This window comes from Pelomonas caseinilytica (assembly GCF_021353235.1).
In the GTDB taxonomy this organism is placed as follows: domain Bacteria; phylum Pseudomonadota; class Gammaproteobacteria; order Burkholderiales; family Burkholderiaceae_C; genus Pelomonas; species Pelomonas caseinilytica.
This window is the reverse complement of record NZ_JAJTWT010000003.1, coordinates 359,250-384,758: the sequence shown is the minus strand read 5'-3', so window position 1 is coordinate 384,758 and position 25,509 is coordinate 359,250. Positions and strand designations below refer to the sequence as shown.

Below are 25,509 nucleotides of genomic sequence, written 5' to 3'. Positions count from 1 at the left end.
CAAACGCGCCAGAGTGCTCGCTTTAAAGCGCCTCTTCTTTGGTGACTTTCTTCTGGCGCCGACAGAAGAAAGTTACCCGCCCTCGCGGGGCGGATTCCCGCGGCGGTGCAACGAGTCGCAAAGGCTCTCAGCAAAAGCACCCCGACCAACACACCCGCATCGTCGAGTCGAAAGGCCTCACATCTGCCGAAACAGATGCGCACAACTCTCCGCCACCAGCAAGGTCTCAGTCCCGTGCTTGAGCTTGATCTGCATGCGCCCGCGGAAGTCGCGGCTCACGCTGTCGATGGCGTTGACGTTGACCAGCGTCGAGCGGTGGATCTGCCAGAACTGCTGCGGGTCCAGCTCGTCGATGAGCTCCTTCAGCGGCTTGCGGATCAGCGCCTCGCCGTCCTTCAAGGCCAGCCGGGTGTACTTGTTGTCGCTCTGGAAGAACATTACTTCGTCGACCGTGATGAGGCGCAGCGTCTGGCCCACTGACGCATTGATCCAGCGCAGCGGCGCGCGGGCCGCCGACGGGGCCGGGCGGGCGCCGAGCTGGTCGAGCACGCTGCCGAGCTGGGCCGGCGCCTGGCCCAGGCGGGCCTTCAGCCGCGTCACCGCGGTGAACAGCCGCGCGCCGTTGAGCGGCTTGAGCAGATAGTCCACGGCACCCTGGTCGAAGGCGGCGATGGCGTACTGGTCGTAGGCCGTGACGAAGACGACGTGGCTGCGGCCGGCGACCTGGCGAGCCACGTCGATGCCGGTGGCGCCCGGCATCTCGATGTCGAGGAAGAGGATGTCCGGGCGGTGCTGGTCCAGCAGGCGCAGGGCCTCCAGGCCGTCGGCCGCCTCGCCGACGATGCTGAGCTCGGGCCAGAGCCGGTCGAGCTGCTCGACGAGCTCGCCGCGCAGGGCCGCCTCGTCTTCGGCCACGACGGCGGTGGGGGAGATCAGGTTCACGGGGTCAGCTCCAGCTTGAATTCGGTGCGGCCAGGGGCGGCCGTGCATTCCAGTGTGGCGCCCAGCACGGCCAGGCGCTCGCGCAGCGAGGCGAGGTCGGCGTCCTCGCTGCACAGCCCTTCCTCGTCGAAGCCCAGGACGACACGGCGGCCCTCGGCCGCGAGCCAGCAACGCCCGGGGTGGCCGAGGCGCAGCGCGCGTTGCACGAGGGGCAGCAGCAGCATGGGCGGCAGCGCCGTGGCGCCCCGCGAGCCGAGCTGGCATTCGAAGGCCGGCGGCCGGCCGTCCAGGTCGCCCAGCAGGCCGAGGTAGCTGGCGATCAGCTCGGCCTCGCTGCCGAGGGTGGCGCCGGCATCGCGCAGCCGCGGCAGTGCGATGCGCAGGTGGCGGATGAGCCGCTCGAGCCGGGCGCTGGCATCGGGGTCGTGGCGGTCGTAGGCCTGCTCGATGGCGACCAGGGCGTCGAAGAGCAGCGCGGGGTCGACCTGGGCCTGAAGGGCCGCCAGCCGCGCGGCCAGGGCGTGGCGGCGCAGCTGGCTGTGTTCGCGCAGCAGGTCCTGGGCGGCCTGGTCCTGGCGGCGGCGCACGGTGCGGAACTCGAGCACGCCGACGATCATCAGCGCCGGCATGAAGACCCAGAGGGTGTCGCCAATGACCTCGGCGAGGCGGAAGTCGTTGCAGCGGGGCTTGCCGTGGGTCATCGCATAGATGTCGCACACCGACGGCCAGGGCAGGGCCGCGGCCAGCGGATAGATGACGGCGATGGTCAGCGCCGAGCCCAGCAGCGTGGCGGCGACGAGGCGCCAGCGCCGGGCCGGATGGATGGGGCTGCTTCGCGCGGCCGGCAGCCAGCACAGCAGCAGCACGCTGCAGCTGAGCACGGGCACGATGAGGTGGCGGGCCAGCACCTGGGGCAGCTGGTCGCCGACACGCAGCTCCAGCAGCGAGGCCAGGTCGATGGCGCCGAAGAGCAGGGCCGCGGTGACGAAGGCGAACGCCTCGATCCAGTGCAGCGAGCGCCAGGACCGCAGCAGGTGGCCCATCATGCCGAGCGATGCCTGGGCGACGGCGGGCCGGGGCTGGACGAGGGCGGGCCTCATGCCAGCGCCTCGGCGGGCAGCCGCACGCGCGCGACGACGCCGCGCGGCTGGGCGGCCTCAAGCTCGAGGGAGGCGCCATCGCCGAAACGCGCGGCCAGCCGTGCCCGCGTGTTGGCCAGGCCCACGCCGGCTCCGCCGCTGGCGGCACCGAAGCCCTGGCCGTTGTCGGCCACCTCGATGCTGACGCCACCGTCGCCGGCATGGCCGGCGCGGATCTCGATGCGGCCGCCTTCGGGCAGCGGCGACAGGCCGTGCTTGATGGCGTTCTCCACCAGCGTCGGCAGCACCAGCGTGGGCAGGTGGGCCGACAGCAGCTCGGGCGCCGCGGCGATGTCGAAGGACAGGCGCTCGCCCATGCGCATCTGCAGGATGGCGAGGTAGTGGCGCACCAGCTCCAGCTCGTCGGCCAGCGTGGATTCGTGCCGGCGCATGCCAGGCAGCGCGGCGCGCAGATAGGCGATCAGCGCCACGAGCATGTCGCGCCCCCGCTCGGGCTGGGTCTCGTACAGGCGCTTGACGTTGGCCAGGGTGTTGAACAGGAAATGCGGCTCGATCTGGGCGTTCAGCGCCGACAGCTGGGCCTCGGTCTGCTGGGTCTTGAGGGCCTCGCGCTCGCGGAACAGGCGGGTCAGTTCGTCGCGGCCGCGGCGCTGGGCGCGGCTGACCAGCAGCAAGGCATAGGCCATGCCCCCGAGCAGCACCCAGATGGCGATGGTGGAGATGATCCAGGGCGCATTGATCGACATCCCCGGCTCCTCGAGCGTCGCCACGGCGTAGCGCAGGTAGGTGCCCAGCGCCGCGCCCAGGCCGACGGCCAGGGCCTGGACGGCCAGCGCCGCGGGAAGCCGCCAGCGGCGCCCGGCCAGCAGGGCCTCGGCCAGGGCCACCATCAGCATCAGCGACAGGCCCGTCAGCAGCGACTGGCGGCTGAAGCGCACCAGTTGGAACAGCGCCGCGGCGACATCGGTGTCACTCTCGTCGAACCAGCTCAGCGAGCGCGAGACGGCATGCAGCAGGCAGAAGTAGTAGACGACCGCCAGCATGCGCAGGTTGCAGATGCGGCGGAAGGCTTGCAGCGGGCTCAGGTCCTCCATTGCCGCCATTCTGGGGCGCTCCCGGCCGGCCGGGGTGGCATGCGACGAATCCGGCTCAGCGCGCGCTGGCAGCGGCAATCAGGGCCTTGAGTTCGCGCTCGGAGGCCGCCGGGTCGCCGAGGTTGACCTCGATGAGCCGGCGCAGATGGGTGATGGACTCCAGGTCGATGCTACGGCACAGCACCCCGGCGTGGCCCCCCTCGACATGGGCCAGCTCGCCGGCCATGGCGATGGCGGTGTCTCCGTCGGGGTGGGCGCCGCCCAGCGGCAGCTTGACGAGGCAGGGCATGCCAGCCTGCACGGCGGCGCCCGCCGGCAACTGCAGCAGCACACCCTTGAGCGAGATGTCGATCACCTGGCAGCGCAACTGGGCCTGGGTGGTGATCAGTTCGGCGCCCGCGGCGAAGGCGACGCGGGCGAATTGGCGGCGTTCGGTGCTGATGATGATCTCCCTGAAAGGGGTGTGCAGGGGCCGGGCCGTCCTAGACGAAGGGCTCCAGCTCGGCGCCGCTGCCGAAGACGGTGCTGTGGTCCACGGCCTTCTGCAGCCCCTCGGGCGCCAGCGTGGCCAGGCCCATGGCTTCGAGCATGAACCAGGAGGCGCGCAGGAAGGCGATGGTCTCCTCGCGCGTGCCGTCGGGGCTGGTGGGCGGGGCGTCCCAATCGTGCTCGGCGGGCTGGCGCGGCGCGACGACGGCCGGGCGGTGGGCGCGGGCCACGCGGGCCAGCAGCTCGCGCGCGTCGACCGAGGCGCTCGGCGCGTCGATGAGGCGCACCAGATCGCCCAGCAGCTGCTCGGCCGCGGCCGCCAGCAGCCGCGCCGCGTGGTCGGCGCCGCCGGCAAGGTGCAGGCCCGCCGCGAGGTCGACGTATTCGAGCGCGGCCGACAGCCGCTGGAGGTCGGGGTTGGACGACATGGAGCGAGTCTAGGGGGAGCGATTCGCCCGCGGGCGGCCAAACTTCACATTGTTTATGCTGGCCGACCCCGAGGGGCAAGCAACAGGAGCCGCCATGATCGACCGCCGCCAAACTCTCCAACACCTGGCCGCCGTGGCCGCCGCTTCCACGCTGCCCGCCTTCGCGGCGGACGACAAGGACAGCACCTACGACGAGGATTCCATCCTCAAGGCCGCCACCGACTTCTTCGGCCAGACCACCGAGGGCCTGGCCAAGGTCATCGAGAAGGCCTTCAAGGAGCAGGGGCGCCCCAACGCCTACGTGAAGGGCGAGGAGGCCTCGGCCGCCATCACCGTCGGCCTGCGCTACGGCGACGGCGAGCTGCTGATGAAGGGCGGCGGCGCCGCCAAGGTCTACTGGGCCGGGCCGTCCATCGGCTTCGACCTCGGGGCCAACGCCTCCAAGGTGTTCACCCTCGTCTACCACCTGCCCAAGCCGAGCGCCATCTACCAGCGCTTCCCCGGCGTGGACGGCAGCCTCTACTACGTCGGTGGCGCGGGCATCAACTACCAGCGCCTGAACGGCATCACGCTGGCACCCATCCGCCTGGGTGTCGGGCTGCGCGCCGGCGCGAGCGTCGGTTACATCCATTACCGCCGAGAGAAGAGCATCAATCCGTTCTGAGGCCGCCCGGATAAGTCGCACACCTCTGCTTGCCGTCAAGGCGGTGCGACATGGCGGCTGGCAACCTGCGCCCTTTTCGACAATGTTTCGCCTGCTCAAAACCTCGGTTAGCGCTTACCGGGACGAGGGCGTAGACTGTAATTAAATCCAGTAATCGAGGCCTATCGTGAGCAGCATCACCGACCTGCCGGTGCAGGACATCTCCAGCGAAGTACTGATCGAGAAATACGCCAAGGGCGGCGAGCAGACGCCCGACGAGCTGCGCGAACGCGTCGCCCGGGCCCTCGCCCAGGCCGAGAAGCCGGCCGACCGCGCCCGCTGGACGGCGGCCTTCCTCGAAGCGCAGAAACGCGGCTTCGTGCCGGCCGGCCGCATCATGTCGGCGGCGGGCACCGAACTGTCGGCCACGCTGATCAACTGTTTCGTGCAGCCGGTGGGCGACGCCATCGCGGCGGCCGAGGACGGCGTGCCCGGCATCTACACCGCGCTGACCGAAGCCGCCGAGACCATGCGCCGCGGCGGCGGCGTGGGCTATGACTTCAGCCGCATCCGCCCGGCCGGCGCCTGGGTGGGCTCCACCCGCAGCCACGCCTCCGGCCCCATCAGCTACATGCGCGTCTTCGACCGCAGCTGCGAGACGGTGGAGAGCGCCGGCAGCCGCCGCGGCGCCCAGATGGGCGTGCTGCGCTGCGACCACCCCGACATCGAGGCCTTCATCCACGCCAAGGACCAGGGCGACCTGCGCAACTTCAACATCTCCATCGGCGTGACCGACGCCTTCATGGAGGCCGTGCAATCGGACGGGCAGGTCGAGCTCGCGCACAAGGCGCGGCCGAGCGAAGAGCAGATCGAGGCCGGCGCCTACCAGCGCGGCGACGGCCTGTGGGTCTACCGCAAGGTCAGGGCCCGCGCCCTGTGGGACCAGGTCATGCGTTCCACCTACGACCACGCAGAGCCCGGCGTGCTCTTCCTGGACCGCATCAACGCCGACAACAACCTGCACTACTGCGAGACGATCGCGGCGACCAACCCGTGCGTGACGGGCGATACGCGGCTGGCCACCCAACATGGGCTGGTGCCCATTGCATGGCTGCAGGCCGCTGGCGCGGCGCTGGAGTGCACGGTGGACCGGCGGGCACTGGGCGGCCCGGAGCGTGGCACTGTGGTGCGGCCGGCCGTGCCGGCGTTCATGACGTCGGCCCAGGCGGAGGTCTTCAGGGTCACGACGGCCGAGGGCTACGAGATCAAGGCTACGGCCTGGCACGACTTCTACACGGCGCGCGGCAAGATCAAGCTGTCCGAACTCAAGGTGGGCGATGAACTCTGGGTGCAGTCCGGCAAGGGGCAGTTTGGCCGTCAGGGAAGCGAGGCCCTGGGCATGCTGTTGGGACTGATTACCGGGGATGGGCATTTCACGAACCGCGGCAAGGGCATGCAAGCCGCGGTGGTGAACCTGTGGAACGAAGAGCGGCAACTAGCCGATGGCGTGGCGACCTTCATCAATTCGCTGATTGCCGGCCTTGCGCAATCTCCGCGGGAGTATGTGGTCAAACCTGTCGCTGTGGCCGAGCGGAACCTTGTGATGATCCGCTCGACCATGCTGGCGCGTGTGCTGGCAGGCTTCGGGTTCAATGCCCAGACCAAGGTTTCCGTGCCCGAAGTGGTCTGGCAGGGGAGCGAGGACTGTGTGCGCGGCTATTTGCGCGCACTTTTCCAGACCGATGGAACGGTCAACGTGTCCTCGCTCAGCCAAAGCTGTTCCGTGCGCCTGTCATCCATTCATCGGCAATTGCTGAAGGACGTGCAGGTGCTACTGGCGAATTTCGGGGTTTTCTCCCGCATTCATGAGCGCCGCCAAGGTGGTCCGCGCAGTCTGCCGGATGGGCACGGCGGCCACCGGGAATACACGTGCCAGACCCTGCATGAACTCATCATCGACGGTGAATCGCGCGAGGCCTTCATGCAGGAGATCGGCTTCTTGCTGCCGGCCAAGCGCGAGAAGTACGAGGCGTGGGTCGAGGGCAAGGCGCTGAAGAAGACCCAGCGCTTCGCGGCGACCGTCGCGAGCATCCAATCCGTCGGCACGGAGCCGGTCTACGACACGACTCAGGCAGACGGCAATACCGTCATATTCAACGGTCTGGTGACCGGGCAATGCGCCGAGCAACCTCTTCCGCCCTACGGCTGCTGCTGCCTCGGCTCCATCGACCTGACCCGCTTCGTGCGCGACCCCTTCTCGCCCAAGCCGGTGTTCGACGAGGCCGGCTTCACCGAGGTCGTGGCCGTGGCCACGCGCATGCTCGACAACGTCCTCGACGTGACGCCCTGGCCCCTGCCCGCGCAAGCCCAGGAGGCCGCCAACAAGCGCCGCGTCGGCCTCGGGTTCACGGGCCTGGGCGACGCCCTGGTCATGCTCAACCTGCGCTACGACACGCAGGAAGCGCGTGACATGGCCAGCCGCATCAGCGAGATCATGCGCGACGCGGCCTATGCCGCCTCCAGCGAGCTGGCCGCCGAACGCGGCAGCTTCCCGCTCTTCAACGCCGACCTCTATCTCTCCGGCGGCAGCTTCGCCTCGCGCCTGCCGCAGGGCCTGAAGGACAAGATCCGCGCCCAGGGCCTGCGCAACTCCCACCTGCTGTCCATCGCCCCCACCGGCACCATCAGCCTGGCCTTCGCCGACAACGCCAGCAACGGCATCGAGCCGGCCTTCTCCTGGGCCTACACGCGCAAGAAGCGCCTGCCGCAGAGCGAGGGCGGCGGCTTCAAGGAGTACCAGGTCGAAGACCATGCCTGGCGCCTGTACCGCCACCTCTTCGGTGCCGACGCGCCGCTGAGCGAAGCCTTCGTCACGGCGCTCGAGCTGAGCGCCGCCGACCATGCCGCCATGGTGGCGGCCGTCGCGCCCTACATCGACACGTCCATCAGCAAGACGGTCAACGTGCCGGCTGACTATCCCTACGAGGACTTCCAGGACCTCTACGTCCAGGCCTGGCAGTCCAAGCTCAAGGGTCTGGCCACCTACCGGCCCAACAGCGTGCTGGGCTCGGTGCTGTCGGTCACGCCCGAGGTCAAGCAGCCCGAGCCGCTGCGAGCGGAAGTGGACGGCACCAACCAGCGCCTCAAGGTCGAGCGCCTGCCCCAGGCCGTGGTCGCCTCGCTGCGCTGGCCCAGCCGCCCCGAGATGCCCGGCGGCAATCCGGCCTGGAGCTACCTCATCCAGCATCCGCACGGCGACTTCGCCCTCTTCATCGGCGAGCTGCCGCTGGACGGCCCCGACGGCGGCCTGTTCGGGCGCAACCTGCCCTTCGAGGTGTGGGTGAACGGCGCCGAGCAGCCGCGCGGCCTGTCGGCCCTGGCCAAGACGCTGTCGACCGACCTGCGCACCAACGACGCGGCCTGGCTGCGCCTCAAGCTCGACGCCCTGGCCACGGTGGCCGAGGAGCGCGCGTTCGAGATGCCCATGCCGCCCAACGGCGAGCCGCGGCTCTTCCCCGGCGTCGTCGCGGCCACGGCGGCCGTCATCCGCTGGCGCTGCGAGCAGCTCGGCGCCCTGGGCGAAGGCGGCCCCACGCCGGTGGTGGACGCCATGTTCAGCCGCAACGAGCCGCGCACCGGCGTCTCGGGCACGCTGGCCTGGGCCGTCGACGTGGACAACCCCGCCACGAACGAGCAGTTCACGCTGACGCTGAAGGAGGTCGTGCTGCCCACGCCCGAGGGCGGCAGCGTCACCCGCCCCTGCGCGATGGGCTTCTCGGGCAACTATCCCAAGGCGCTGGACGGGCTGGCGCGGCTGCTGTCGCTGGACATGCGCGTCATGGACCCCGGCTGGATCGCGATGAAGCTGCGCAAGCTGCTCAACGTGGGCGAGCCGCTGGGCCACTTCATGGCGCCCGTGCCCTCGCTCAACGGCGAGCGCCGCCAGCAGGTCTGGCCCTCGACGGTGGCCTATGTGGCCCGCCTCATCATCCACCGCTACGCCATGCTGGGCATCCTCGACGAGGAAGGCCAGCCACTGACCGACATGGGCCTGCTGCAGTCGCCCACGCCCAAGCTCGGCGCGGCGCCGGGCACGCTGCAGGTGCAGGCCGGCAAGCCCTGCCCGGAATGCGGCAACGCCACCATGATCCACAAGGACGGCTGCGATTTCTGCACCGCCTGTGGCTACGTGGGGCAGTGCGGCTGAGGCTTCACGTCGGACCAGGCCAGCCACGTCACCTGCGCTCGCTACGCGGTGACGGGCGGCGCCGCTCCTGTAGCCTCTATTTCGGCGTCTCGCCCGCCTTGGCCCGGCCCTGCTGACTGGTCGACCACTGCTGGCGGTATTCGGCCCGGTACGGCAGCAGGTCGTCGATCTCGAGCGGGCCGAGCTGGCGCAGCAGCTCCGTCGTGACGGCGATGGGCTGGGCGACGCGGCCGCTGGGTGGCTGCTTCGCGAAGGCCCGCCGCAGTTCATCGGCCAGCTGCCAGCCCTGCAGGCCTGTGGGCTCGGCGATGGTGGCCAGCTGCTGCGAGCGTCCGGAGCGGATGCGGCTCAGCGCCATGCGCGAGCCGTCGCCGGCGGCGATGCCGACGATGTCGCCGCGGCCCAGGGCCTGCAGCGGAAAGTGCATGGAATCCATGTAGATGTCGTTGATGGCCAGCACATGGGTCCAGCGCTTGCCGAAACGCTGCTGCAGCTTCTCCAGCGCGGCCGGCACATCCTTGGCGGCGCTGGCGATGGGCAGGTCTTCGACGGCCAGCAGCTCGCAACGGGCGCAGCGCGACAGCGCGTCGCGCATCCGCAGGGTCTTGACGTTGGCGATGTCGAAGCGGCTGTCGTTGAAGATGACGACGCCGGCCTGGCCGCCGCTCGGCGGCGTGACCAGGGCAACGGCCATGTCGGCGACGACATGCGGGTCGGTGCTGACGTTGGCGAACAGATAGGGCGTCGGCCCGTGGGCTGCCGACGCATGCCAGCCCACCAGCGCCGGCGGGGGCCGTGACGTCGCGGCCAGCCGGTCCGCGATGTCGGCCTCGTCGAAGCCGCCCAGCACGATGCCGTCCACGCCCGCCGCCAGGGCTTCGTCGAACAGGCGGCGGATGACCGCCTTGTCGCCCTTGCCGTTGACGACGCTCAGCGTCCAGCCGAGTTCCTGGCAGGCCTGCTCGAAGCTGCGATAGACGGTGGTGATGCCGCCGTTGCGGAAATCCTGGGCAAGGAAGACGACTCGCCGCGGCCCGGCCTGCGCGACGGCGCCGCCGGCGATGCAAGCAACGAGCAGGCCAAGCACGGCGTGGCGGCACCACCGAGAGATGGCGTTATGGATCGCGCGGGCGAGCGGCATGCGCACAGCCTAACGCCGCGCTGAGTTTTGGGTAAGTGCGCAGCCCCCCGACAACGGAGACGACGGTCCCGTAGGCGCGCACCTACGCCTTCGATCGGCCCCGGGGAGGTGGCGTGGCGGCGGGCGGCGGCCTAAGCTTGGATCGTCGCCAGCCCGAGTCGTTGTCCGAAGACCGCTCCAGAGGCAGACGACAGAAGGCCCGGTGCGAATGCACCGGGCCTTCTTCTTCGGCCGGCGCCGACGGGCGCCGACGAGGATGCGACTCAGCCCTTGTGGATCAGCAGGTCGGCCTCGGTCTTGCCGGCGGCCAGGGCGTCCTTGAACCAGTTGGGCCGTTTGCCCACGCCCGTCCAGGTGCGGCCCGTGCCGTCGCCGTACTTGGCGACGCCGGCGGGCCGCGCCTTCCTGGCCGTGGTCTTGCGGGGGGCTGCCTTGGCGCCCTTGCGCTTGCCCCGAGCCCGCGTGGCCGGGCCGAACAGTTCCTCGGGCTCCAGCGAATAGTGGGCGATGGCTTCGCGGATGCGCTTGATGACGCCGGCCTTCTCGGCCTGCAGGGACTCCGCCTGCTTCTGCAGTTCGGCGATCTGCTTGAGCAGTTGCGGCAGCGATTTCGACATTCAGTTCTCCGGTGATTCGACGGCCCGGGTGGGCGAGTGATTGTGGTTGAAGCCACGGGCTGCCGAATGCAAGACTCCCTTCAATCGGACTTCATTCTGGCCGGCGCGCCGCGCCGTCGATCAGCCGCCTCAGCCAGGGCCGCAGCGCGAACAGCACCGCGCCGGTCACCAGGCTGCCCACCGCCAGCTGCGTGAACAGGGTGGCATAGGCGGGGTTGGTCGTGAGCGGCGAGCCGTCGGCCGGCTGGGCGACCATGCCGGAAAAGTCTCCGGCGAAGAGCGAGGCCAGGCCGGTGACCAGCATCCAGCTGCCCATCATCACGCCCTGGTGCTGCCTGGGTGCGAGCCGGCCGATCATGGCGTAGCCCACCGGCGAGATCAACAGCTCGCCCACGCTCTGCAGCACATAGCTCAGGAAGAGCCAGAAGAAGTCGGCCCGCCCGCTGGCGTCGGCGAACTGGATGCCCACCGGCAGGGCCAGGAAGCCCAGGCCCATCAGCACCAGCGAGGCGGCGAACTGCAGCGGGATGTCCACCGGCCAGCCGCGCGCGCGCCAGCGCGCGAACACCGCGGCCAGCCACGGCCCGCCGACGACGATGACCACGGTGTTGATGTTCTGCACCCATTGCGGCGCCACCGGCACGCCCCAGACGTTCATCAGCACATTGCCCACGGCGTAGAGCTGCAGGCCGCTGGGCGCCATCTGGTAGAGAGACCAGAACACCAGCGAACCCAGCGTCAGCACCAGGTAGGCCTGCATGCGCAGCTGCTCGGCCCGCACCGGATGCCTGGCCGTCATCACGCACAGCGCCACGCCGACGGCCGCGCACAGGGCCTTCATGCCGACGGCGGTGTCGCTGGGATGCTGCAGCAGCCAGGCCAGCAAGGGCACGAGGCCGCCGAGCACCGCCACGCCGATGCCGAAGCGGCCCCAGAAGTCGGCGCCACGCCGCAGCGACAACGGCGTGTCGCGGTCTGCGACGGTGCGCCAGAACACCAGGGCCAGCACGATGGCCATGGCGTTGCCGAGCGAGGCGAACCAGAAGAGCGAGCGGTAGTCCTCGCCGAGCTGGAAGGCGCCCGAGACGGTGAAGCCGACGAAGAAGCCGATGTTCATGCCGGCGTAGTTCCAGAGGAAGGCGCCTTCGCGGCGGTCGTCCTCGGGCGCGAAGCGCTGCGTCAGCATCATGTTCAGGCAGGTCACGTTCAGCCCGCTGCCGGTGAGGAAGAAGGCCATGCCCCAGTACAGGCCCGCCAGGCTGCCCCCCGCGATGGCGGCACAGCCCACCACCTGCAGCAGCATGCCGCCAACGAAGAGGTTGCGGTTGCTCAGGAAGCGCCCGCCGAGATAACCGCCGAACAGGTGCAGGCCGTAGTTGAAGGCGCCGAACAGGCCCGTCATCAACGCCGCCTGCTCGTTGCTGAAGCCGTGGCGCCGCGTCGTATACAGGGCCAGCGTGAACTGCAGCACCGCGAAGCCCAGCGTCGCGAAGACCTGGATGAGGAAGAGCACGGTCGATCCCTCGGGGATGCGTGCCCATAGTCGTTCGATTCGGTTCATGGGGCGCGGATTGTCCAGGTGTCATGCGGGCAGGCGCCTGGGTGTCATCCCGCGGACAGGGGCGGGTCGGGCTGGCGACTAGCATCGCCCGCCCACCGCTCCGCCCTCCTCCATGGACGCCTCGCCTCCCGCCGCCTTCAAGAAAGTCTTCGTCGCCAACCGCGGGGAAGTGGCCCTGCGCGTGCTGCGCGCCCTGCGCGACCTCGGCATCGCCGGCGTGGCGGCCCGCACGGCCGACGACGGCGGCTCGGCCCACGCCGACGCGGCCGACGAGGTGGCCGAGCTGCCCGGTGACGGGCCCGCCGCCTTCCTCGACGCCGCGGGTCTCGTCGCCGCCGCCCGGCGCCATGGCTGCGACGCCGTCCACCCCGGCTACGGCTTCCTCAGCGAGAGTGCCGCCTTCGCCCGCGCCTGCGCGGCGGCCGACCTCGCCTTCATCGGCGCGACACCCGAACAGCTCGAACTCTTCGGCGACAAGGCCCGCGCCCGCGAGCTGGCCCGCCAATGCGGCCTGCCGGTGCTGGCCGGCAGCGCCGGCGCGCTGACGCTGGACGAGGCCCGCGCCTTCTTCGCCGCCCACGGCGGCCTCATGCTCAAGGCCGTGGCCGGCGGCGGCGGGCGCGGCATGCGGGCGGTGACGCGGCTGGACGACCTGCCCGCGGCCCTGGAGCGCTGCCGCAGCGAGGCCCGCGCCGCCTTCGGCGTGGACGGCGTCTATGCCGAACGCCTGATGCGCGGCGCCCGCCACGTGGAGGTGCAACTGCTGGGCGACGGCCGCACGGCGCTGGCCCTGGGCGAGCGCGACTGCACCCTGCAGCGCCGCTTCCAGAAACTCGTCGAGATGGCGCCGAGCCCGGCCCTGACGCCCGCACTGCGCACCACCCTCGCCGAGGCCGCGCTCGCCCTGGCAGCGGCCGTGCGGCTGCGCGGCCTGGCCACCGTGGAGTTCCTCGTCGACGTGGCCAGCGGCGACGTGGCCTTCATCGAGGTCAACCCGCGGCTGCAGGTGGAGCACACGGTCACCGAGGAGGTGACCGGGCTGGACCTCGTCCAGCTGCAGGTCCAGCTTGCGGACGGCCGCAGCCTGGCGGACCTCGGCCTGCATGCGGCACCCCCGGTCCAGGGCGTGGCCCTCCAGTGGCGGCTCAACGCCGAGCAACTGGACGGCCAGGCGCGGCTGGAGCGGCTGGAGCTGCCGGCCGGGCCCGGCGTCCGCGTGGACACGCATGCGCGCCAGGGCGCCGTGCCCTCGCCGCACTACGACGGCCTGCTGGCCAAGCTGGTCGTGCGCGGCGCCCATCTCGACGAGGCCCTGCGACGCTCGCGCCGCGCCCTGGCCGAATGCCGCTGCGACGGCCTGGCCACCAACCTCGGCCTGTTGCGGGCCCTGGCCGCGCGGCCCGAGCTGGCGCAGCCCGCCCTACACACCGGCTGGCTGGAAGAACATCTGGCCGAGCTGATGCCCGCCGCCCCGGTGGCCGGCAGCGCCGCCGGCGAAGTGCGCGCGCCCATGGCCGGCCGGCTGCTGCAGTTCAGCGTCGCGGCGGGCGACCTCGTCGCCGCCGGGGCCGAGCTGGCCGTGCTGGAGGCGATGAAGATGGAGCATGCGCTGGCGGCGCCGCATGCAGGCCGGGTGGTGGCCCTGGACGTCCAGCCCGGCGCTTTCGTCGAAAGCGGTCGCCTGCTGCTGACGCTGCAAGCCGTGGACAGCGAGGCGGCAGACACCCCAGCCGCAGCGTCGACCGACCCTGACCGCGTCCGCCCGGACCTGCAGCGCCTGGTGCACCGCGCGGCCTTCACCCTCGACGCCGCGCGGCCCGAGGCCGTCGCCCGGCGCCACGCCCAGGGCTTGCGCACCGCGCGCGAGAACATCGCCGACCTCTGCGACGACGGCAGCTTCATCGAGTACGGCGCCCTGGCCGTCGCGGCCCAGTCGCGGCGGCGCTCGGCCGAGGACCTGATCGCCAACACGCCGGCCGACGGCCTGGTCAGCGGCATCGGCGCGGTCAACGGTGCGGACTTCGGCCCCGAGCGCTCCCGCACCGTCGTCATGGCCTACGACGCCACCGTGCTGGCGGGCACCCAGGGTGTGCGCAACCACGCCAAGACCGATCGCATGCTCGGCATCGCCGCCGAGCAGTGGCTGCCCGTCGTGCTCTTCGCCGAGGGCGGCGGCGGCCGGCCCGGCGACACCGACATGCCCGTCGTCGCCGGCCTGCACGTGTCCACCTTCGCCAGCCACGCGGCCCTGTCCGGCCGGGTGCCCGTCATCGGCATCGCCGCCGGGCGCTGCTTCGCCGGCAATGCGGCGCTGCTCGGCTGCAGCGACGTCATCATCGCCACGCGCGGCAGCAACATCGGCATGGGCGGGCCGGCCATGGTGGAAGGCGGCGGCCTGGGCGTGTTCCGGCCGGAACAGATCGGCCCGGCCGCCGTGCAGCATGCCAATGGCGTCATCGACGTGCTGGTCGACGATGAGGCCGCGGCCGTCGCGGCGGCGCGGCACTACCTGTCGTTCTTCCAGGGGCGCGTCGGGCACTGGACGGCGCCGGACGCGCGCCGGCTGCGCGAGGTGGTGCCGGAGAACCGCCTGCGCGCCTACGACAGCCGCGCCGCCCTGACGGCCTTGTTCGACGAAGGCAGCGTGCTGCCGTTGCGCACCGGCTTCGGCCTGGCCGTGCACACGGCGCTGGCCCGCCTCGAGGGCCGGCCGGTCGGCGTGCTGGCGAGCAACCCCGGCCATCTCGGCGGCGCCATCGACGCCGACGCGGCCGACAAGGCGGCCCGCTTCATGCAGCTGTGCAATGCCCACGGCCTGCCCCTGGTCAGCCTCGTCGACACGCCAGGCTTCATGGTCGGGCCTGAGACCGAGGCGCGGGGCCAGGTCAGGCATGCGAGCCGCCTGTTCATCACGGCGGCAGCGCTGCGCGTGCCCTTCTTCGCCGTGGTGCTGCGCAAGGCCTACGGCCTGGGCGCCATGGCGCTGGCGGCCGGCGGCCTGCACCGGCCGGTGTTCAGCATCGCCTGGCCGACCGGCGAATTCGGCGCCATGGGGCTGGAAGGCGCCGTGCGGCTGGGCTTTCGCAAGGAGCTCGAGGCCCTGCCCCACGGGCTGGAGCGCGAGGGCCTCTTCGCGCGTCTCGTCGCCCAGCAGTACGCCAACGGCGAGGCCCTCAACCTGGCGGCGACGCTGGAGATCGACGCCGTCGTCGACCCCGCCGAGACGCGGGCCTGGCTGGCGCGCGGCCTGGCGTCGGCAACGGTGCGGCCGGCGGACGGCCACCGCTTCGTCGACACCTGGTGAGCCCGGTCGGCGGTGCTCAGGCGGCCGCCGGCCCCGGCCGAACGGAACGGTAGACGCCGCGCCGGTCGGGCCGCGTCAGCACCAGCTGCCACAGCTGGCCCTGGCGGGAGCGGAAGAAGCCCGCGCAGCTGAGCAGGTAGTAGCGGAACATGCGCCGAAAGCCCTCGTCGTACTGCGGCGCCAGCCGCGGCCAGGCGGCCTCGAAGCGCTCGGCCCAGGCCATCAGGGTGCGGTCGTAGTCGGTGCCGAAGTTGTGCCAGTCCTCGACGATGAAGCGGCCTTCCAGCGCACCGGCGAGTTCGCGCGGCGAAGGCAGCTTGCCGTTGGGGAAGATGTAGCGCTCGATCCAGGGGTCGGTGTGGGGGGCGCTGCGGTCCACGCCGATGGTGTGCAGCAGGAACAGGCCTTCGGGCGCGAGCAGGCGGCGGGCGGTGTCGAAGTAGACGCCGTAGTTCTTGAGCCCCACGTGCTCGAACATGCCGACCGACACGATCTTGTCGAAGCGGCCTTCCAGCGAGCGGTAGTCCTGCAGCAGCAGCGTGACCGGCAGGCCTGCGCAGCGCTGCTGCGCCAGCGCGAGCTGCTCCTTGCTGATGGTGACGCCGGTGACGCGCACGCCGTGGCGCTCGGCGGCGAAACGTGCCAGGCCGCCCCAGCCGCAGCCGATGTCCAGCAGCGTCTCGCCCGGGCGCAATTCCAGCTTGCGGCAGATCATCTCGAGCTTGTGCTCCTGGGCCTGCTCCAGGTCGCGGGCCTGCTCCCAGTAGGCGCAGGAATAGATCATGCGCGAGTCCAGCATGGCCTCGAAGACGTCGTTGCCGGCATCGTAGTGGCGCTCGCCCACCTGGTGGGCGCGCTCCACCGTCTGCAGGTTGAACAGGCGCTGGCGCAGGCTTTCGGCCAGCAGCTTCAGGCGCGCGAGGCCGGGCGCGGTGCGGTCGAGCTCGGCGCGCAGCAGGCGCTCGAACATCATGTCCAGCCGCTCGCAGTCCCAGTCGCCGTCCATGTAGGACTCGCCGGCGCCGAGCGACCATTGCGTCAGGATGCGGCGGAAGGCCCGCCCGTCGTTCACCCGCATGTCCCACGGGCGGCTGCCGCCGATCTGCACGTCGGCCCGCGCCAGGAGTTCGCGCAGCACCGCGGGCGGATCGACCGCCGGTTGCGGCTGGGGCCCTTGAGGGCGGGACAGCGTGGCTTGCTCGGAATGCATGCTCGGCGGCTCCTTGCAACGACACCGCCAGTTTGCCGCCACCGCGCCCGCGATGCAGCCCCAAATTTCAATCCCCTCGATCGTGGCGATGAATGGGGCGGGTCAGTTCAGGGCAGGCCCCAGCCGAAAGGGTCGCCTGGGTCGATGAGCAGGGTCGCCTCGGCGCTGATGAAGGCCTGGCCGCGGATGGTGGGCACGATGCTTGCCTCGCCGGCCGATGGCCGGTCGTACCAGGCCTCGAAGACGCTGCCGATGACGCTGGCCTGGCGCCAGACTTCGCCCGGCGCGAGCTGGCCGCGTGCCGCCAGGCAGGCCAGCTTGGCGCTCGTGCCGGTGCCGCAGGGCGAACGGTCGTACTGCCGGCCGGGACAGAGCACGAAGCTGCGGCTGTCGGCCAGCGCCGGCTCGGCGTCGGCGAAGAGTTCGATGTGGTCGATGGGCGCGCCACCGTCGCCGAAGTGGCCCTGGGCCTGCAGGGCTTCGGCCAGGACTGCGGCGTAGTCGGTCAGTGCTGACACGCGGTCAGGCCCAATGGCCTGCCCATGGTCAGCGCAGAGGAAGAACCAGTTGCCGCCCCAGGCGATGTCGCCCGTGACGACCTGGCCGCCCGGCAGCGCCACGGCCACGTCGGCCGCCAGCCGGCGGGCCGGCACGTTGCGCACGCTGACGCGGCCGTCGGCCTGCAGCGTGGCCCGCACGTCGCCCACCGGCGTCTCGATGACGTGCTCGCCGGGGCCGATGCGGCCCAGGTGGGCCAGCGTCGCCACCAGGCCGATGGTGCCGTGGCCGCACATGCCGAGGTAGCCGGCGTTGTTGAAGAAGATGACGCCGGCCGTGTGCGCAGGGTCCTGCGGTTCGCACAGCAGGGCGCCGACGAGGACTTCGCTGCCCCGCGGCTCCAGCAGCGTGGCGCGGCGGTAGCGGTCATGCTCGCGGGCGAGCTTGTCGCGGCGCTCGGCCATGGAGCCCGTGCCCAGGTCGGGAAAGCCGTCGACGACGAGGCGCGTCGGCTCGCCGCCGGTGTGGGAGTCGACGATGCGGATGCGCTGCATCACGGCTGCGAGCGGCAGTGTTCCGGCCGGGTGGCGAGGGCCTTGGCGACCAGGGCCTCGACACGCTCGCGCTCGGCGCCCACGAGCGGCAGGCGGGGGCGGCGCATGTGTTCGGTGCCCACGCCCACGAGGGCGTCGATGAGCTTGAGGTTCTGCACCAGTTTGGTGGAGACGTCCAGGTGCAGCAGCGGCGTCATCCAGCGGTAGATGGCGCGGGCCTCGTCCCAGCGGCCGGCCTGCATCAGCTCGAAGAGGGCGACGGTCTCGCGCGGGAAGGCGCAGCCCACGCCGGCCAGCAGGCCGTCGCAGCCCAGGGCCAGGCCCTCGAAGGCGAGGTCGTCCACGCCCATGAAGAGGCGGTAGCGGTCGCCCAGCAGGTTGCGCAGGTCGGTGATGCGGGTCACGTCGCCGCTGCTCTCCTTGATGGCGGCGATGTGCTCGCAGTCAGCGAGTTCGGCGAAGTGCTCGGGCCGCAGGTCGACACGGTAGGCGACGGGGTTGTTGTAGACCATCAGCGGGCGCTGCGCCGCCTGGGCATAGGCGCGCACGTTGGCCATGGCCTCGCGGGCATCGGCGACGTAGATGACCGAGGGCATGACCATGTAGCCGGCCACGCCCAGGGCGTTGGCGCCTTCGATGAAGCGCAGAGCCTCGCGCGTGCTGGTCTCGGAGACGGTGGCCAGCACCGGCACGCGGCCGCCGGCAGCGTCCAGGGCGCAGCGGGCCACGGCCAGCTTCTCGTCCAGTGTCAGCGTGCTGGCTTCGCCCAGGGAGCCGCAGCAGACGACGCCGTGGATGCCGTTGCGGATCTGGAAGTCGATGTGCCGGGCCGTGCCGGCGAAGTCCAGGCTCTCGTCGGCATGGAATTTGGTGGTGACGGCGGGAAAGACGCCGCGCCAGGAAAGGGTCTGCATCGTCGGGGCTCCTGCGCTCAGGGGCCCCGATGTTCGCTCAGAACGCGCCGGCCCCCGCCGTGCCGTGCTTGAAGGTGGTCACCGCCTGGGCGAGGCCGGTCCGGTCGGCTTGGCCGGATGGCGGCCCGGGCGCAAACTCCGGTTTCATTCCTGGAAACTTCCAGACCACACGGAGCCGACCTGCGCAAAGGCGGTCCGCGCACAAATACGCAGGGCGGCATCGCATCGGAGCGACTGAAATGGGTGAGAAAGACAGTCTCGGCACGCGGGTGCTGGCCCTGGTGACGGAGCCTCCTGCGCCTGAACTGGGCGTCAGCAGCACGCCGCGCGTGGAGGCCGACCGCGCCATCGAAGCAGCGGCCGGCAAGGCCGCCCTGGCCGCCGGCGCCCTGGCCCTGCCGCCGGGGCCGCTCGGCTGGGCCACCATCGCGCCGGAGATGCTCGCCGTCTGGCAGATCCAGCGCCAGCTCGTGGCCGACATCGCCGGCCTGTACGGCCGCAGCGCCCAGCTCGGGCCCGCGCAGATGTTGTGGTGCCTGTTCCGCCACACGGCGGCCCAGGCGCTGCGGGACCTGGGCGTGCGCGTCGGCGAACGCGTCATCGTGCGGCCGGCCACCCAGGTGCTGATGCAGAGGCTGGCGGCCTCGGTGGGCGTGCACCTGGGCAAGCAGGCGGCCGGGCGGGCCCTGTCGCGCTGGGTGCCGCTGGTCGGCGCAGCCGGCGTGGGCGCCTATGCCTGGTGGGACACGCGCCAGGTCGGCCGGGCGGCCCTGCAGCTCTTCGAGCAGGAGCAGGTCATCGACAACCCTGCATAGTCCACTGCGCGGCAGCTGCCACACTTTGGGCATGCAAGCGCCCGCCATCCTCGACATCGAAGCCTCCGGCTTCGGCCGCGGCAGCTATCCCATCGAGGTGGGGCTGGTCACCGGCGACGGCGAGCTGTTCTGCGGCCTGGTGCGGCCCGAGCCCGACTGGCTGCACTGGGACGAGGCGGCCGAGGCCCTGCACGGCATCAGCCGCGAGCTGCTGCTCGAGAAGGGCCGCCCGCCGCGCTGGATGGCCGAGCAGATCAACCAGCGCCTGCGCGGCCAGACGGTCTACTGCGACGGCTGGGGCCAGGACTATCCCTGGCTCGCCCGCCTCTACGACGCCGCCGGCCTGCTGCCGAGCTTCCGCCTCGACGACCTCCGCCGCCTGCTCAGCGAGGCCGAGAGCCAGCGCTGGCGCGCGGTGACCGATGCGGTGCGCTGGCGCCTGCAGCTGAGCCGCCACCGGGCCAGCAGCGATGCGCGCGTGCTGCAGCTGGCGCTGGCGGAGGTCAAGGGCGGCGTCACCGCTTGAAGTGAAACAAGCCCCTCGCCCGGTCTTGCTCCGGCTGAACGCCGGCAAGCCCAGTCGGTCTTGCAGACCGCGCAGCCGACGGAGCGGCTGCTCTTCGGCAGGCACGACAAGTCCACAGGACTTGTCGTGTCCGGCCTCAGCCCCCGAGGGGACGGCGATGCTTGCGGCATCGAGCCGCAAGCACATCGCCAGCGCGGGCCGGCTCGGGAACTGGAGTCGGACACAAGCAGTCCCTGCGGACTGCTTGTGCCTACGACAGGCCAAGGGCCTCTGGCCCTTGGCAGCCCAGCGCTCGGCCCGCAATACATCCGTTTCACAGGCACAGAGGCAAAGCCTGAGATGGCTCAGCCCGCCGGCGCGAACAACCCGGCGTGCTGCTCGCGCAGCAGCTTCTTCTGCACCTTGCCCATGGCATTGCGCGGCAGCTCGGGCGCGACGAGGATGCGCTTGGGCACCTTGAAGCCGGCGATGCGGGCCTTGAGCGCGGCGATGAGGGCCTCGGGCTCGGGCTGGCCGCGCGGCGTGACGACGGCGACCACGGCCTCGCCGAGGTCCGGGTGGGGCACGCCGATCACGGCCGATTCGCCGACGCCGGGCAGCTCGTTCAGGAAGCCCTCGACCTCGGCCGGGTAGACGTTGAAGCCGCCGCTGATGATGAGGTCCTTGCTGCGGCCGATCAGCGTCAGGTAGCCGCGCTCGTCGAGGCGGCCGACGTCGCCGGTGCGGAACCAGCCGTCGGCGGTGAACTCCTCGGCCGTCTTCTCGGGCATCTGCCAGTAGCCGCCGAAGACGCTCGGCCCGCGCACCTGTACGTGGCCGATCTCGCCCGCGCCGCAGGGCGAGCCGTCGTCGCCGACGATGCGCAGCCCGACGCCGGGCAGGGCCGGGCCCACGGTGCCGCCGATGCGCTCGCCGTCCTCGGGGCGGCAGGGGTTGGAGGTCAGCATCAGCGTCTCGCTCATGCCATAACGCTCCAGGATGAGGTGGCCGGTGCGGGCCTGCCATTCGCGCCAGGTCTCGATGAGCAGGGGCGCGGAGCCGCTGATGAACAGCCGCATGCGGCGACAGTCCAGCATCGGCTCCTGCAGCAGCCGCACGTAGAGGGTGGGCACGCCCATGAAGACGGTGGCCTCCGGCAGGCGGCGCGCCACGGAGGCGGCGTCGAAGCGGTTGAACCACAGCATGGGGCTGCCGTTGAGCAGCGCGCCGTGCGAGGCGACGAAGAGGCCGTGCACGTGGAAGATGGGCAGGGCGTGCAGCAGCACGTCGTCAGGCCGCCAGTCCCAGAAGGTCTTCAGCGTCTGCGCGTTGGCGAGCAGGTTGCCGTGGCTGAGCATGGCGCCCTTGCTTCGCCCCGTGGTGCCGCTGGTGTAGAGGATGGCGGCGAGGTCGCCGGCCGCGCGGGGCGCGGGCTGGTGCTGGTCGCCCATCTGCGCGGCACGCTGCAGCAGGGTGCCGCTGCGGTCGTCGTCGAGGGTGAAGACCCAGCGCACGCCGCGCTGGAAGGCCAGCTTGCTGACCCAGCCGAAGTTGCGGCTGGCGCAGACGACGACGGCCGGCGCCGCATCGCCGATGAAATGCTCCAGTTCGGCCGCGTGGTAGGCCGGGTTCAGCGGCAGGTAGACGAAGCCGGCGCGGAGCACGGCCAGGTAGAGGATGAGGTTCTCGACGCTCTTGTCGACGTGGACGGCGACGCGGCTGCCGGCCGGCAGGTCCAGCCGGTCGAGCCAGTTGGCCAGCATGGCGCTGCCGCGTTCGAGGTCGCGCCAGCTGTAGAGGGCGCCGTCGGCATCGATGGCGGTGCGGTCCAGGTCGGCGGGGAAGCCCGCGCGAAGGGCGGTGTAGAGGTTCATGGCCCCCGGATTCTGGCAGTCAGCGGTCGAGCAGCTCATTCACGCGGGCCAGCAGCTCGGCCTTGGGGAAAGGCTTGTTCAGGCTGCCGCAGCGGGCCTCGTCGAGGAACTGCCGGGCCGTGGGCGAAAGGGTGTCGCCGGTGACGAAGAGCATGCGCCGGGCCAGCGCCGGCTGGCGCCGCCTGACCTCGCGCCACAGCGCGGCGCCGTCCACGTCGGGCATGTGCAGGTCGCTGACGATGGCGTCGAAGCGGGCCTCCTCCAGCATGGCCAGGGCCACGGCGCCCGACTCCGCCGTCATGACCTCGTAGCCGGCGCCGGCCAGCATCTCGCCGATCAGGTCGGCGATCTCAGCTTCGTCGTCGACGACGAGGACGCGGGCGTCGGCCTCGCCGGCCTCGGCCAGCGGCAGGGGCTCGGTCTCGCCGCCCTCGGGCTGGCCGCTGACGGGCAGTTGCAGCGCAAAGCAGGCGCCTTCGCCGTCGTCCAGCAGCGTCAGCTCGCCGCCGTGGTCGCGGGCGATGGAGCGCGATACCGCCAGCCCGAGGCCCGTGCCCACGCCTTCGCCCTTGGTCGTGAAGAAGGGCTCGAAGATGCGGCGGCGCAGCTCCGGCGCGATGCCCGGGCCGTTGTCGCGCACGTGCAGCCACACGCGCGGCACGCGCCGGCGATCGCCGTCCGTCATGGGGGCCAGGCCGGTGGCCACGACGAGGCGGCGGCCGTGGTCGCGCGCGCCCAGGGCCTGCTGGGCGTTGACGATGAGGTTGAGCACGATCTGGCCGATCTGGTCGGCATCGGCGTTGACGGCGGGCAGGCCCGGCAGCAGCTCCAGCGTGACCTGGATGCCGTGGCTGCGCAGCACGTAGGCCAGCATGTCGATGGCCGCGGTGGCGAGGTCGTTGATGGACACCGCGCTGCGGTTGGCCGGCCGGCTGCGCGCCATGTTCAGGAAGGTGCGGACGATGCGGCCGCAGCGTTCGGCGGCGTCGTGGATGCGCTGGGCGTCGCCGGCCAGGGGGTGTTCGCCCAGTTTCTCGGCCAGCAGCGAGGCGCGGCCCATGACGATGGACAGCGGGTTGTTCAGTTCGTGGGCGACCCCCGCGAGCAGGCTGCCCATGGCGGTGAGCTTCTCGCTCTGGCGCAGGGCCTCGCGCTGCCGCTCGATCTCGCTGCGAGCGGACTGGCGCTCCGACAGGTCGAAGATGGAGGCCGTGTAGAAGATCTGGCCGGCCACGTCGGTGCGCCACAGCACCATCTCGATGGGGAACTCGCTGCCATCGGCCCGCAGCGCCGGCATCTCCATGCGCTGGCCCATGACGCGGCGCTCGCCGCCGGCCGAGACCCGGGCCATGCCGGCCTCGTGGGCGGCGCGCAGGCGCGGCGGGATCATGACCTCGGCGACCGAGCGGCCCAGGGCCGCGGCCCTGGGGATGCCGAACATGGCCACCGCCGCCGGGTTGAACTCGACGATGTGGCCGGTCTCGTCGGTCGAGACCAGGGCGGCCATGGCGTGGTCGAAGATGGAAGATTTGAGCGCCTCGCTCGCCTCCAGTTCGGCCACCTTGGCCGACAGCTCGGCATCGCGGCGCTTGAGCTCGGTGAGGTCCAGGCTCATGACGACGGTGGACTGGGGCACGCCGTCGCGCACGTCCACCGGCACCAGGTGCTCGCGCATGTAGCGCCGGCCCGCGCCGGCCAGTTCCGTCCAGCCCTCCCAGGCCACGGTCTGGCCGCTGCCCAGGCGCTCGCGAACGGCGTCATAGCCCGCATAGGCGGCGTCGCCGATGATGCGGCCGATGGGCTGGCCCAGCACCTGCTTGGGGTGCAGGCCGGTGAACTTGAAGAACTCGTGGTTGCCCCAGGCGAAGCGTTCCTCCACGTCGATGACGACGACGCGCGCCGGCACCGCCTCCAGCAGTTGCGACAGCAGCGGCAGCGTCGCCTGCAGCACGCTGCCCAGGTCGCCCACGCCGGCATCCGGCGCAGGGTGGAAGTGGAAGGTCTCGGTCATGCGGCACGCTCCCCGGCAAGCCCCTCGGCGGGGGCGGCCGATGATAAGGAGGCTCAGGCCGCCATCGGCTCGGGCTGGCTGGCGGAACCCCGCTGCATGGTGCGGGCGACGTGGCCGTACATGGCCGTCCAGGCCTCGCGGACCTCGGGCGTGAAGCCATGGCCCAGGCCGGCCGCCAGGGTGTCCAGCAAGGCGGCGCCGACGCTGGCGTAGTGGGCCTCGGCGACGCCGTAGCCGGCATGGCGCTGGCCGAGTTTGAGCAGCACGAGCTCGAGCGAGGCGGGCCGGTCCAGCAGCTCGATGGCGGCGGCCAGCATCTGCATCAGGCGCTCGCCCTGGGCGGCCATGTCGTCGCCGCGGAAGAGGGCACGCAGCGCCGGGTCGCGGTTGAAGAGCTGGGCGTAGAAAGCCTCGGCGACGGTGGCGGCCAGGGGCTTGAGGGGCTCGAAGCTGCTGCGGATCAGCTGGATTTGTTGCGGGGTCATGCGGATGGCTCTCCCAAAAGGGCGGGACCGGCGGCCGATGCGGCCGGCGGCGTCGTTAGCGAAGGTAGGCGTCGGCCACGGGAGCCAGCACGCACAGCAGCGGCAGGGATGCGACCAGGCGCTCCAGCGGGTGCCAGCCGGGCCCGGGCTCGGCGGGCGCTTCCTCGAGGTCCTCGGCGAAGGCCTCGCTGCGGTAGATGACGGCCATGGTCTCGGGCCAGTCGGTCAGGGGGTTGTCGCTGCGGTAGTGCATGGCGGTGCTCCGGTGTCGATGCCTGCACTGTCGGCGCGCCGCGTTTCAGGCCGGCTTCAGGGGGCCGGCCTGTGTGTTGCGTTTGTTTCAGCCTCCACCCGGCGCCGTGGCGCCTGCCTATCATTCGCCGCCATGCCCGACACCCCGCCCTCCCTGCTGCTCGTCGACGATGAGCCCGAACTGCGCGCGCTGCTGGCCGAGTACTTCGGCCGCAACGGGTTTTCGGTCGTGCAGGCCCAGGACGCCGCCACGGCCCGCGCCCGCGTGGCCGAGCGGGTGCCCGACGTCGCCGTGCTGGACATCAACATGCCCGGCGAGAACGGCCTGTCCCTGGCCCGCGCCCTGCGCGAGGCGCATCCGCGCCTGGGGCTGCTGATGCTGACCACGGCCGGCGAAGCCATCGACCGCGTCGTCGGCCTGGAGGTGGGCGCGGACGACTACGTGCCCAAGCCCTTCGAGCTGCGCGAACTGCTGGCGCGGGTGCGCGCCGTGCTACGCCGCCTGCAGGTGACGGCGCCGGCCCCGGCGCCCGCGCTCGCGCCCGAGCAGATCGCCTTCGGCCCCTGCCGGCTGGACCTGGGCCAGCGCAAGCTCTTCGGCCCGGACGGCGGCGAGATCGACATCACCGCGGCCGAATTCGACCTGCTGGCCCTGTTCGCCCGCCATCCCAACCGGCCGCTGAACCGCGACCAGATCATGGAGCAGGCCCACAACCGCGGCTGGGACGTCTTCGACCGCAGCATCGACCTGCGCGTCATGCGCCTGCGCCGCAAGGTCGAGCGCAACCCCGACAAGCCCGAAGTCATCAAGACCGTGAGGAACGTGGGGTACGTCTACGTGCCGACGAGCTGAGGCCTGCGGGAG

Annotated in this window: 21 protein-coding genes; 6 read left to right on the top strand and 15 right to left on the bottom strand. The window is 71.3% G+C overall.

The window, feature by feature from the left end; translation table 11 throughout:
- Positions 1 to 177: 177 nt before the first annotated feature.
- From LXT12_RS09025 to LXT12_RS09005, 5 genes are read right to left on the bottom strand one after another with little or no spacing between them, the layout of a single operon-like run.
- Positions 178 to 942, bottom strand: a complete 765-nt coding sequence (locus LXT12_RS09025) for a LytR/AlgR family response regulator transcription factor (RefSeq protein WP_233391287.1) — start codon at positions 940 to 942, stop codon at positions 178 to 180.
- Positions 939 to 2,042 (bottom strand): histidine kinase, encoded by a 1,104-nt coding sequence (locus LXT12_RS09020; RefSeq protein WP_233391284.1) that lies wholly within the window; start codon positions 2,040 to 2,042, stop codon positions 939 to 941. The genes LXT12_RS09025 and LXT12_RS09020 overlap by 4 nt, the downstream gene beginning before the upstream one ends.
- Positions 2,039 to 3,136, bottom strand: a complete 1,098-nt coding sequence (locus tag LXT12_RS09015; protein WP_233391282.1) for a sensor histidine kinase — start codon at positions 3,134 to 3,136, stop codon at positions 2,039 to 2,041. The genes LXT12_RS09020 and LXT12_RS09015 overlap by 4 nt, the downstream gene beginning before the upstream one ends.
- 55 nt (positions 3,137 to 3,191) lie before the next feature.
- Complete coding sequence (locus tag LXT12_RS09010) at positions 3,192 to 3,578, bottom strand: PilZ domain-containing protein (protein WP_327572249.1); 387 nt, start codon at positions 3,576 to 3,578, stop codon at positions 3,192 to 3,194.
- A 40-nt stretch (positions 3,579 to 3,618) separates the two neighbouring features.
- A complete protein-coding gene (locus LXT12_RS09005; RefSeq protein ID WP_233391280.1) occupies positions 3,619 to 4,053 on the bottom strand; it encodes a hypothetical protein in 435 nt (144 codons plus the stop codon).
- A 94-nt stretch (positions 4,054 to 4,147) separates the two neighbouring features.
- Between LXT12_RS09005 and LXT12_RS09000 the strand changes: the two genes are divergently transcribed.
- Both LXT12_RS09000 and LXT12_RS08995 read left to right on the top strand, forming a co-directional pair.
- Positions 4,148 to 4,717 carry a DUF1134 domain-containing protein gene (locus tag LXT12_RS09000; protein WP_233391278.1) on the top strand — a complete coding sequence of 190 codons (570 nt, stop codon included), beginning with the start codon at positions 4,148 to 4,150 and terminating at the stop codon, positions 4,715 to 4,717.
- 166 nt (positions 4,718 to 4,883) lie between these two features.
- Positions 4,884 to 8,903 (top strand): LAGLIDADG family homing endonuclease, encoded by a 4,020-nt coding sequence (locus tag LXT12_RS08995; protein ID WP_233391277.1) that lies wholly within the window; start codon positions 4,884 to 4,886, stop codon positions 8,901 to 8,903.
- Between the two features lie 76 nt (positions 8,904 to 8,979).
- Here LXT12_RS08995 and LXT12_RS08990 read toward each other — a convergent pair whose 3' ends face one another.
- From LXT12_RS08990 to LXT12_RS08980, 3 genes are all read right to left on the bottom strand, one after another.
- A complete protein-coding gene (locus LXT12_RS08990; protein ID WP_233391274.1) occupies positions 8,980 to 10,044 on the bottom strand; it encodes a substrate-binding domain-containing protein in 1,065 nt (354 codons plus the stop codon).
- A gap of 263 nt (positions 10,045 to 10,307) precedes the next feature.
- Positions 10,308 to 10,661 (bottom strand): H-NS histone family protein, encoded by a 354-nt coding sequence (locus tag LXT12_RS08985; RefSeq protein WP_233391272.1) that lies wholly within the window; start codon positions 10,659 to 10,661, stop codon positions 10,308 to 10,310.
- 91 nt (positions 10,662 to 10,752) lie between these two features.
- Positions 10,753 to 12,222 carry a peptide MFS transporter gene (locus tag LXT12_RS08980; RefSeq protein WP_233391270.1) on the bottom strand — a complete coding sequence of 490 codons (1,470 nt, stop codon included), beginning with the start codon at positions 12,220 to 12,222 and terminating at the stop codon, positions 10,753 to 10,755.
- A 112-nt stretch (positions 12,223 to 12,334) separates the two neighbouring features.
- Here LXT12_RS08980 and LXT12_RS08975 point away from each other — a divergent pair, with 112 nt between their 5' ends.
- Positions 12,335 to 15,526: an acetyl-CoA carboxylase family protein gene (locus LXT12_RS08975; protein WP_233391269.1), complete on the top strand. Its 3,192-nt coding sequence runs from the start codon at positions 12,335 to 12,337 to the stop codon at positions 15,524 to 15,526.
- 16 nt (positions 15,527 to 15,542) lie between these two features.
- On the opposite strand, the gene cfa is transcribed toward LXT12_RS08975, so the two are convergent.
- The 3 genes from cfa to LXT12_RS08960 all read right to left on the bottom strand — a co-directional run bounded on the left by cfa (position 15,543) and on the right by LXT12_RS08960 (position 18,702).
- Positions 15,543 to 16,736, bottom strand: a complete 1,194-nt coding sequence (gene cfa / locus LXT12_RS08970; RefSeq protein WP_233391267.1) for a cyclopropane fatty acyl phospholipid synthase — start codon at positions 16,734 to 16,736, stop codon at positions 15,543 to 15,545.
- A gap of 107 nt (positions 16,737 to 16,843) precedes the next feature.
- A complete protein-coding gene (locus LXT12_RS08965) occupies positions 16,844 to 17,788 on the bottom strand; it encodes a 4-hydroxyproline epimerase (RefSeq protein WP_233391794.1) in 945 nt (314 codons plus the stop codon).
- On the bottom strand, positions 17,788 to 18,702 hold the full coding sequence (locus LXT12_RS08960; protein WP_233391264.1) for a dihydrodipicolinate synthase family protein: 915 nt from the start codon (positions 18,700 to 18,702) through the stop codon (positions 17,788 to 17,790). The genes LXT12_RS08965 and LXT12_RS08960 overlap by 1 nt, the downstream gene beginning before the upstream one ends.
- 239 nt (positions 18,703 to 18,941) lie before the next feature.
- On the opposite strand from LXT12_RS08960, the gene LXT12_RS08955 reads away from it, so the two are divergent.
- Positions 18,942 to 19,517, top strand: coding sequence for a hypothetical protein (locus LXT12_RS08955; protein ID WP_233391262.1), 576 nt, complete (start codon positions 18,942 to 18,944; stop codon positions 19,515 to 19,517).
- 31 nt (positions 19,518 to 19,548) lie between these two features.
- Positions 19,549 to 20,043 carry a 3'-5' exonuclease gene (locus tag LXT12_RS08950; RefSeq protein WP_233391260.1) on the top strand — a complete coding sequence of 165 codons (495 nt, stop codon included), beginning with the start codon at positions 19,549 to 19,551 and terminating at the stop codon, positions 20,041 to 20,043.
- A gap of 344 nt (positions 20,044 to 20,387) precedes the next feature.
- On the opposite strand, the gene LXT12_RS08945 is transcribed toward LXT12_RS08950, so the two are convergent.
- From LXT12_RS08945 to LXT12_RS08930, 4 genes are read right to left on the bottom strand one after another with little or no spacing between them, the layout of a single operon-like run.
- Positions 20,388 to 21,896, bottom strand: a complete 1,509-nt coding sequence (locus LXT12_RS08945) for a malonate--CoA ligase (RefSeq protein ID WP_233391258.1) — start codon at positions 21,894 to 21,896, stop codon at positions 20,388 to 20,390.
- 19 nt (positions 21,897 to 21,915) lie between these two features.
- A complete protein-coding gene (locus tag LXT12_RS08940) occupies positions 21,916 to 23,907 on the bottom strand; it encodes a hybrid sensor histidine kinase/response regulator (RefSeq protein WP_233391255.1) in 1,992 nt (663 codons plus the stop codon).
- A gap of 53 nt (positions 23,908 to 23,960) precedes the next feature.
- Positions 23,961 to 24,392: a globin family protein gene (locus tag LXT12_RS08935; protein WP_233391253.1), complete on the bottom strand. Its 432-nt coding sequence runs from the start codon at positions 24,390 to 24,392 to the stop codon at positions 23,961 to 23,963.
- Positions 24,393 to 24,447: 55 nt separating this feature from the next.
- Positions 24,448 to 24,645, bottom strand: a complete 198-nt coding sequence (locus tag LXT12_RS08930) for a hypothetical protein (RefSeq protein WP_233391252.1) — start codon at positions 24,643 to 24,645, stop codon at positions 24,448 to 24,450.
- A gap of 132 nt (positions 24,646 to 24,777) precedes the next feature.
- Between LXT12_RS08930 and LXT12_RS08925 the strand changes: the two genes are divergently transcribed.
- Complete coding sequence (locus tag LXT12_RS08925; protein ID WP_233391251.1) at positions 24,778 to 25,497, top strand: response regulator; 720 nt, start codon at positions 24,778 to 24,780, stop codon at positions 25,495 to 25,497.
- Positions 25,498 to 25,509: the final 12 nt, after the last annotated feature.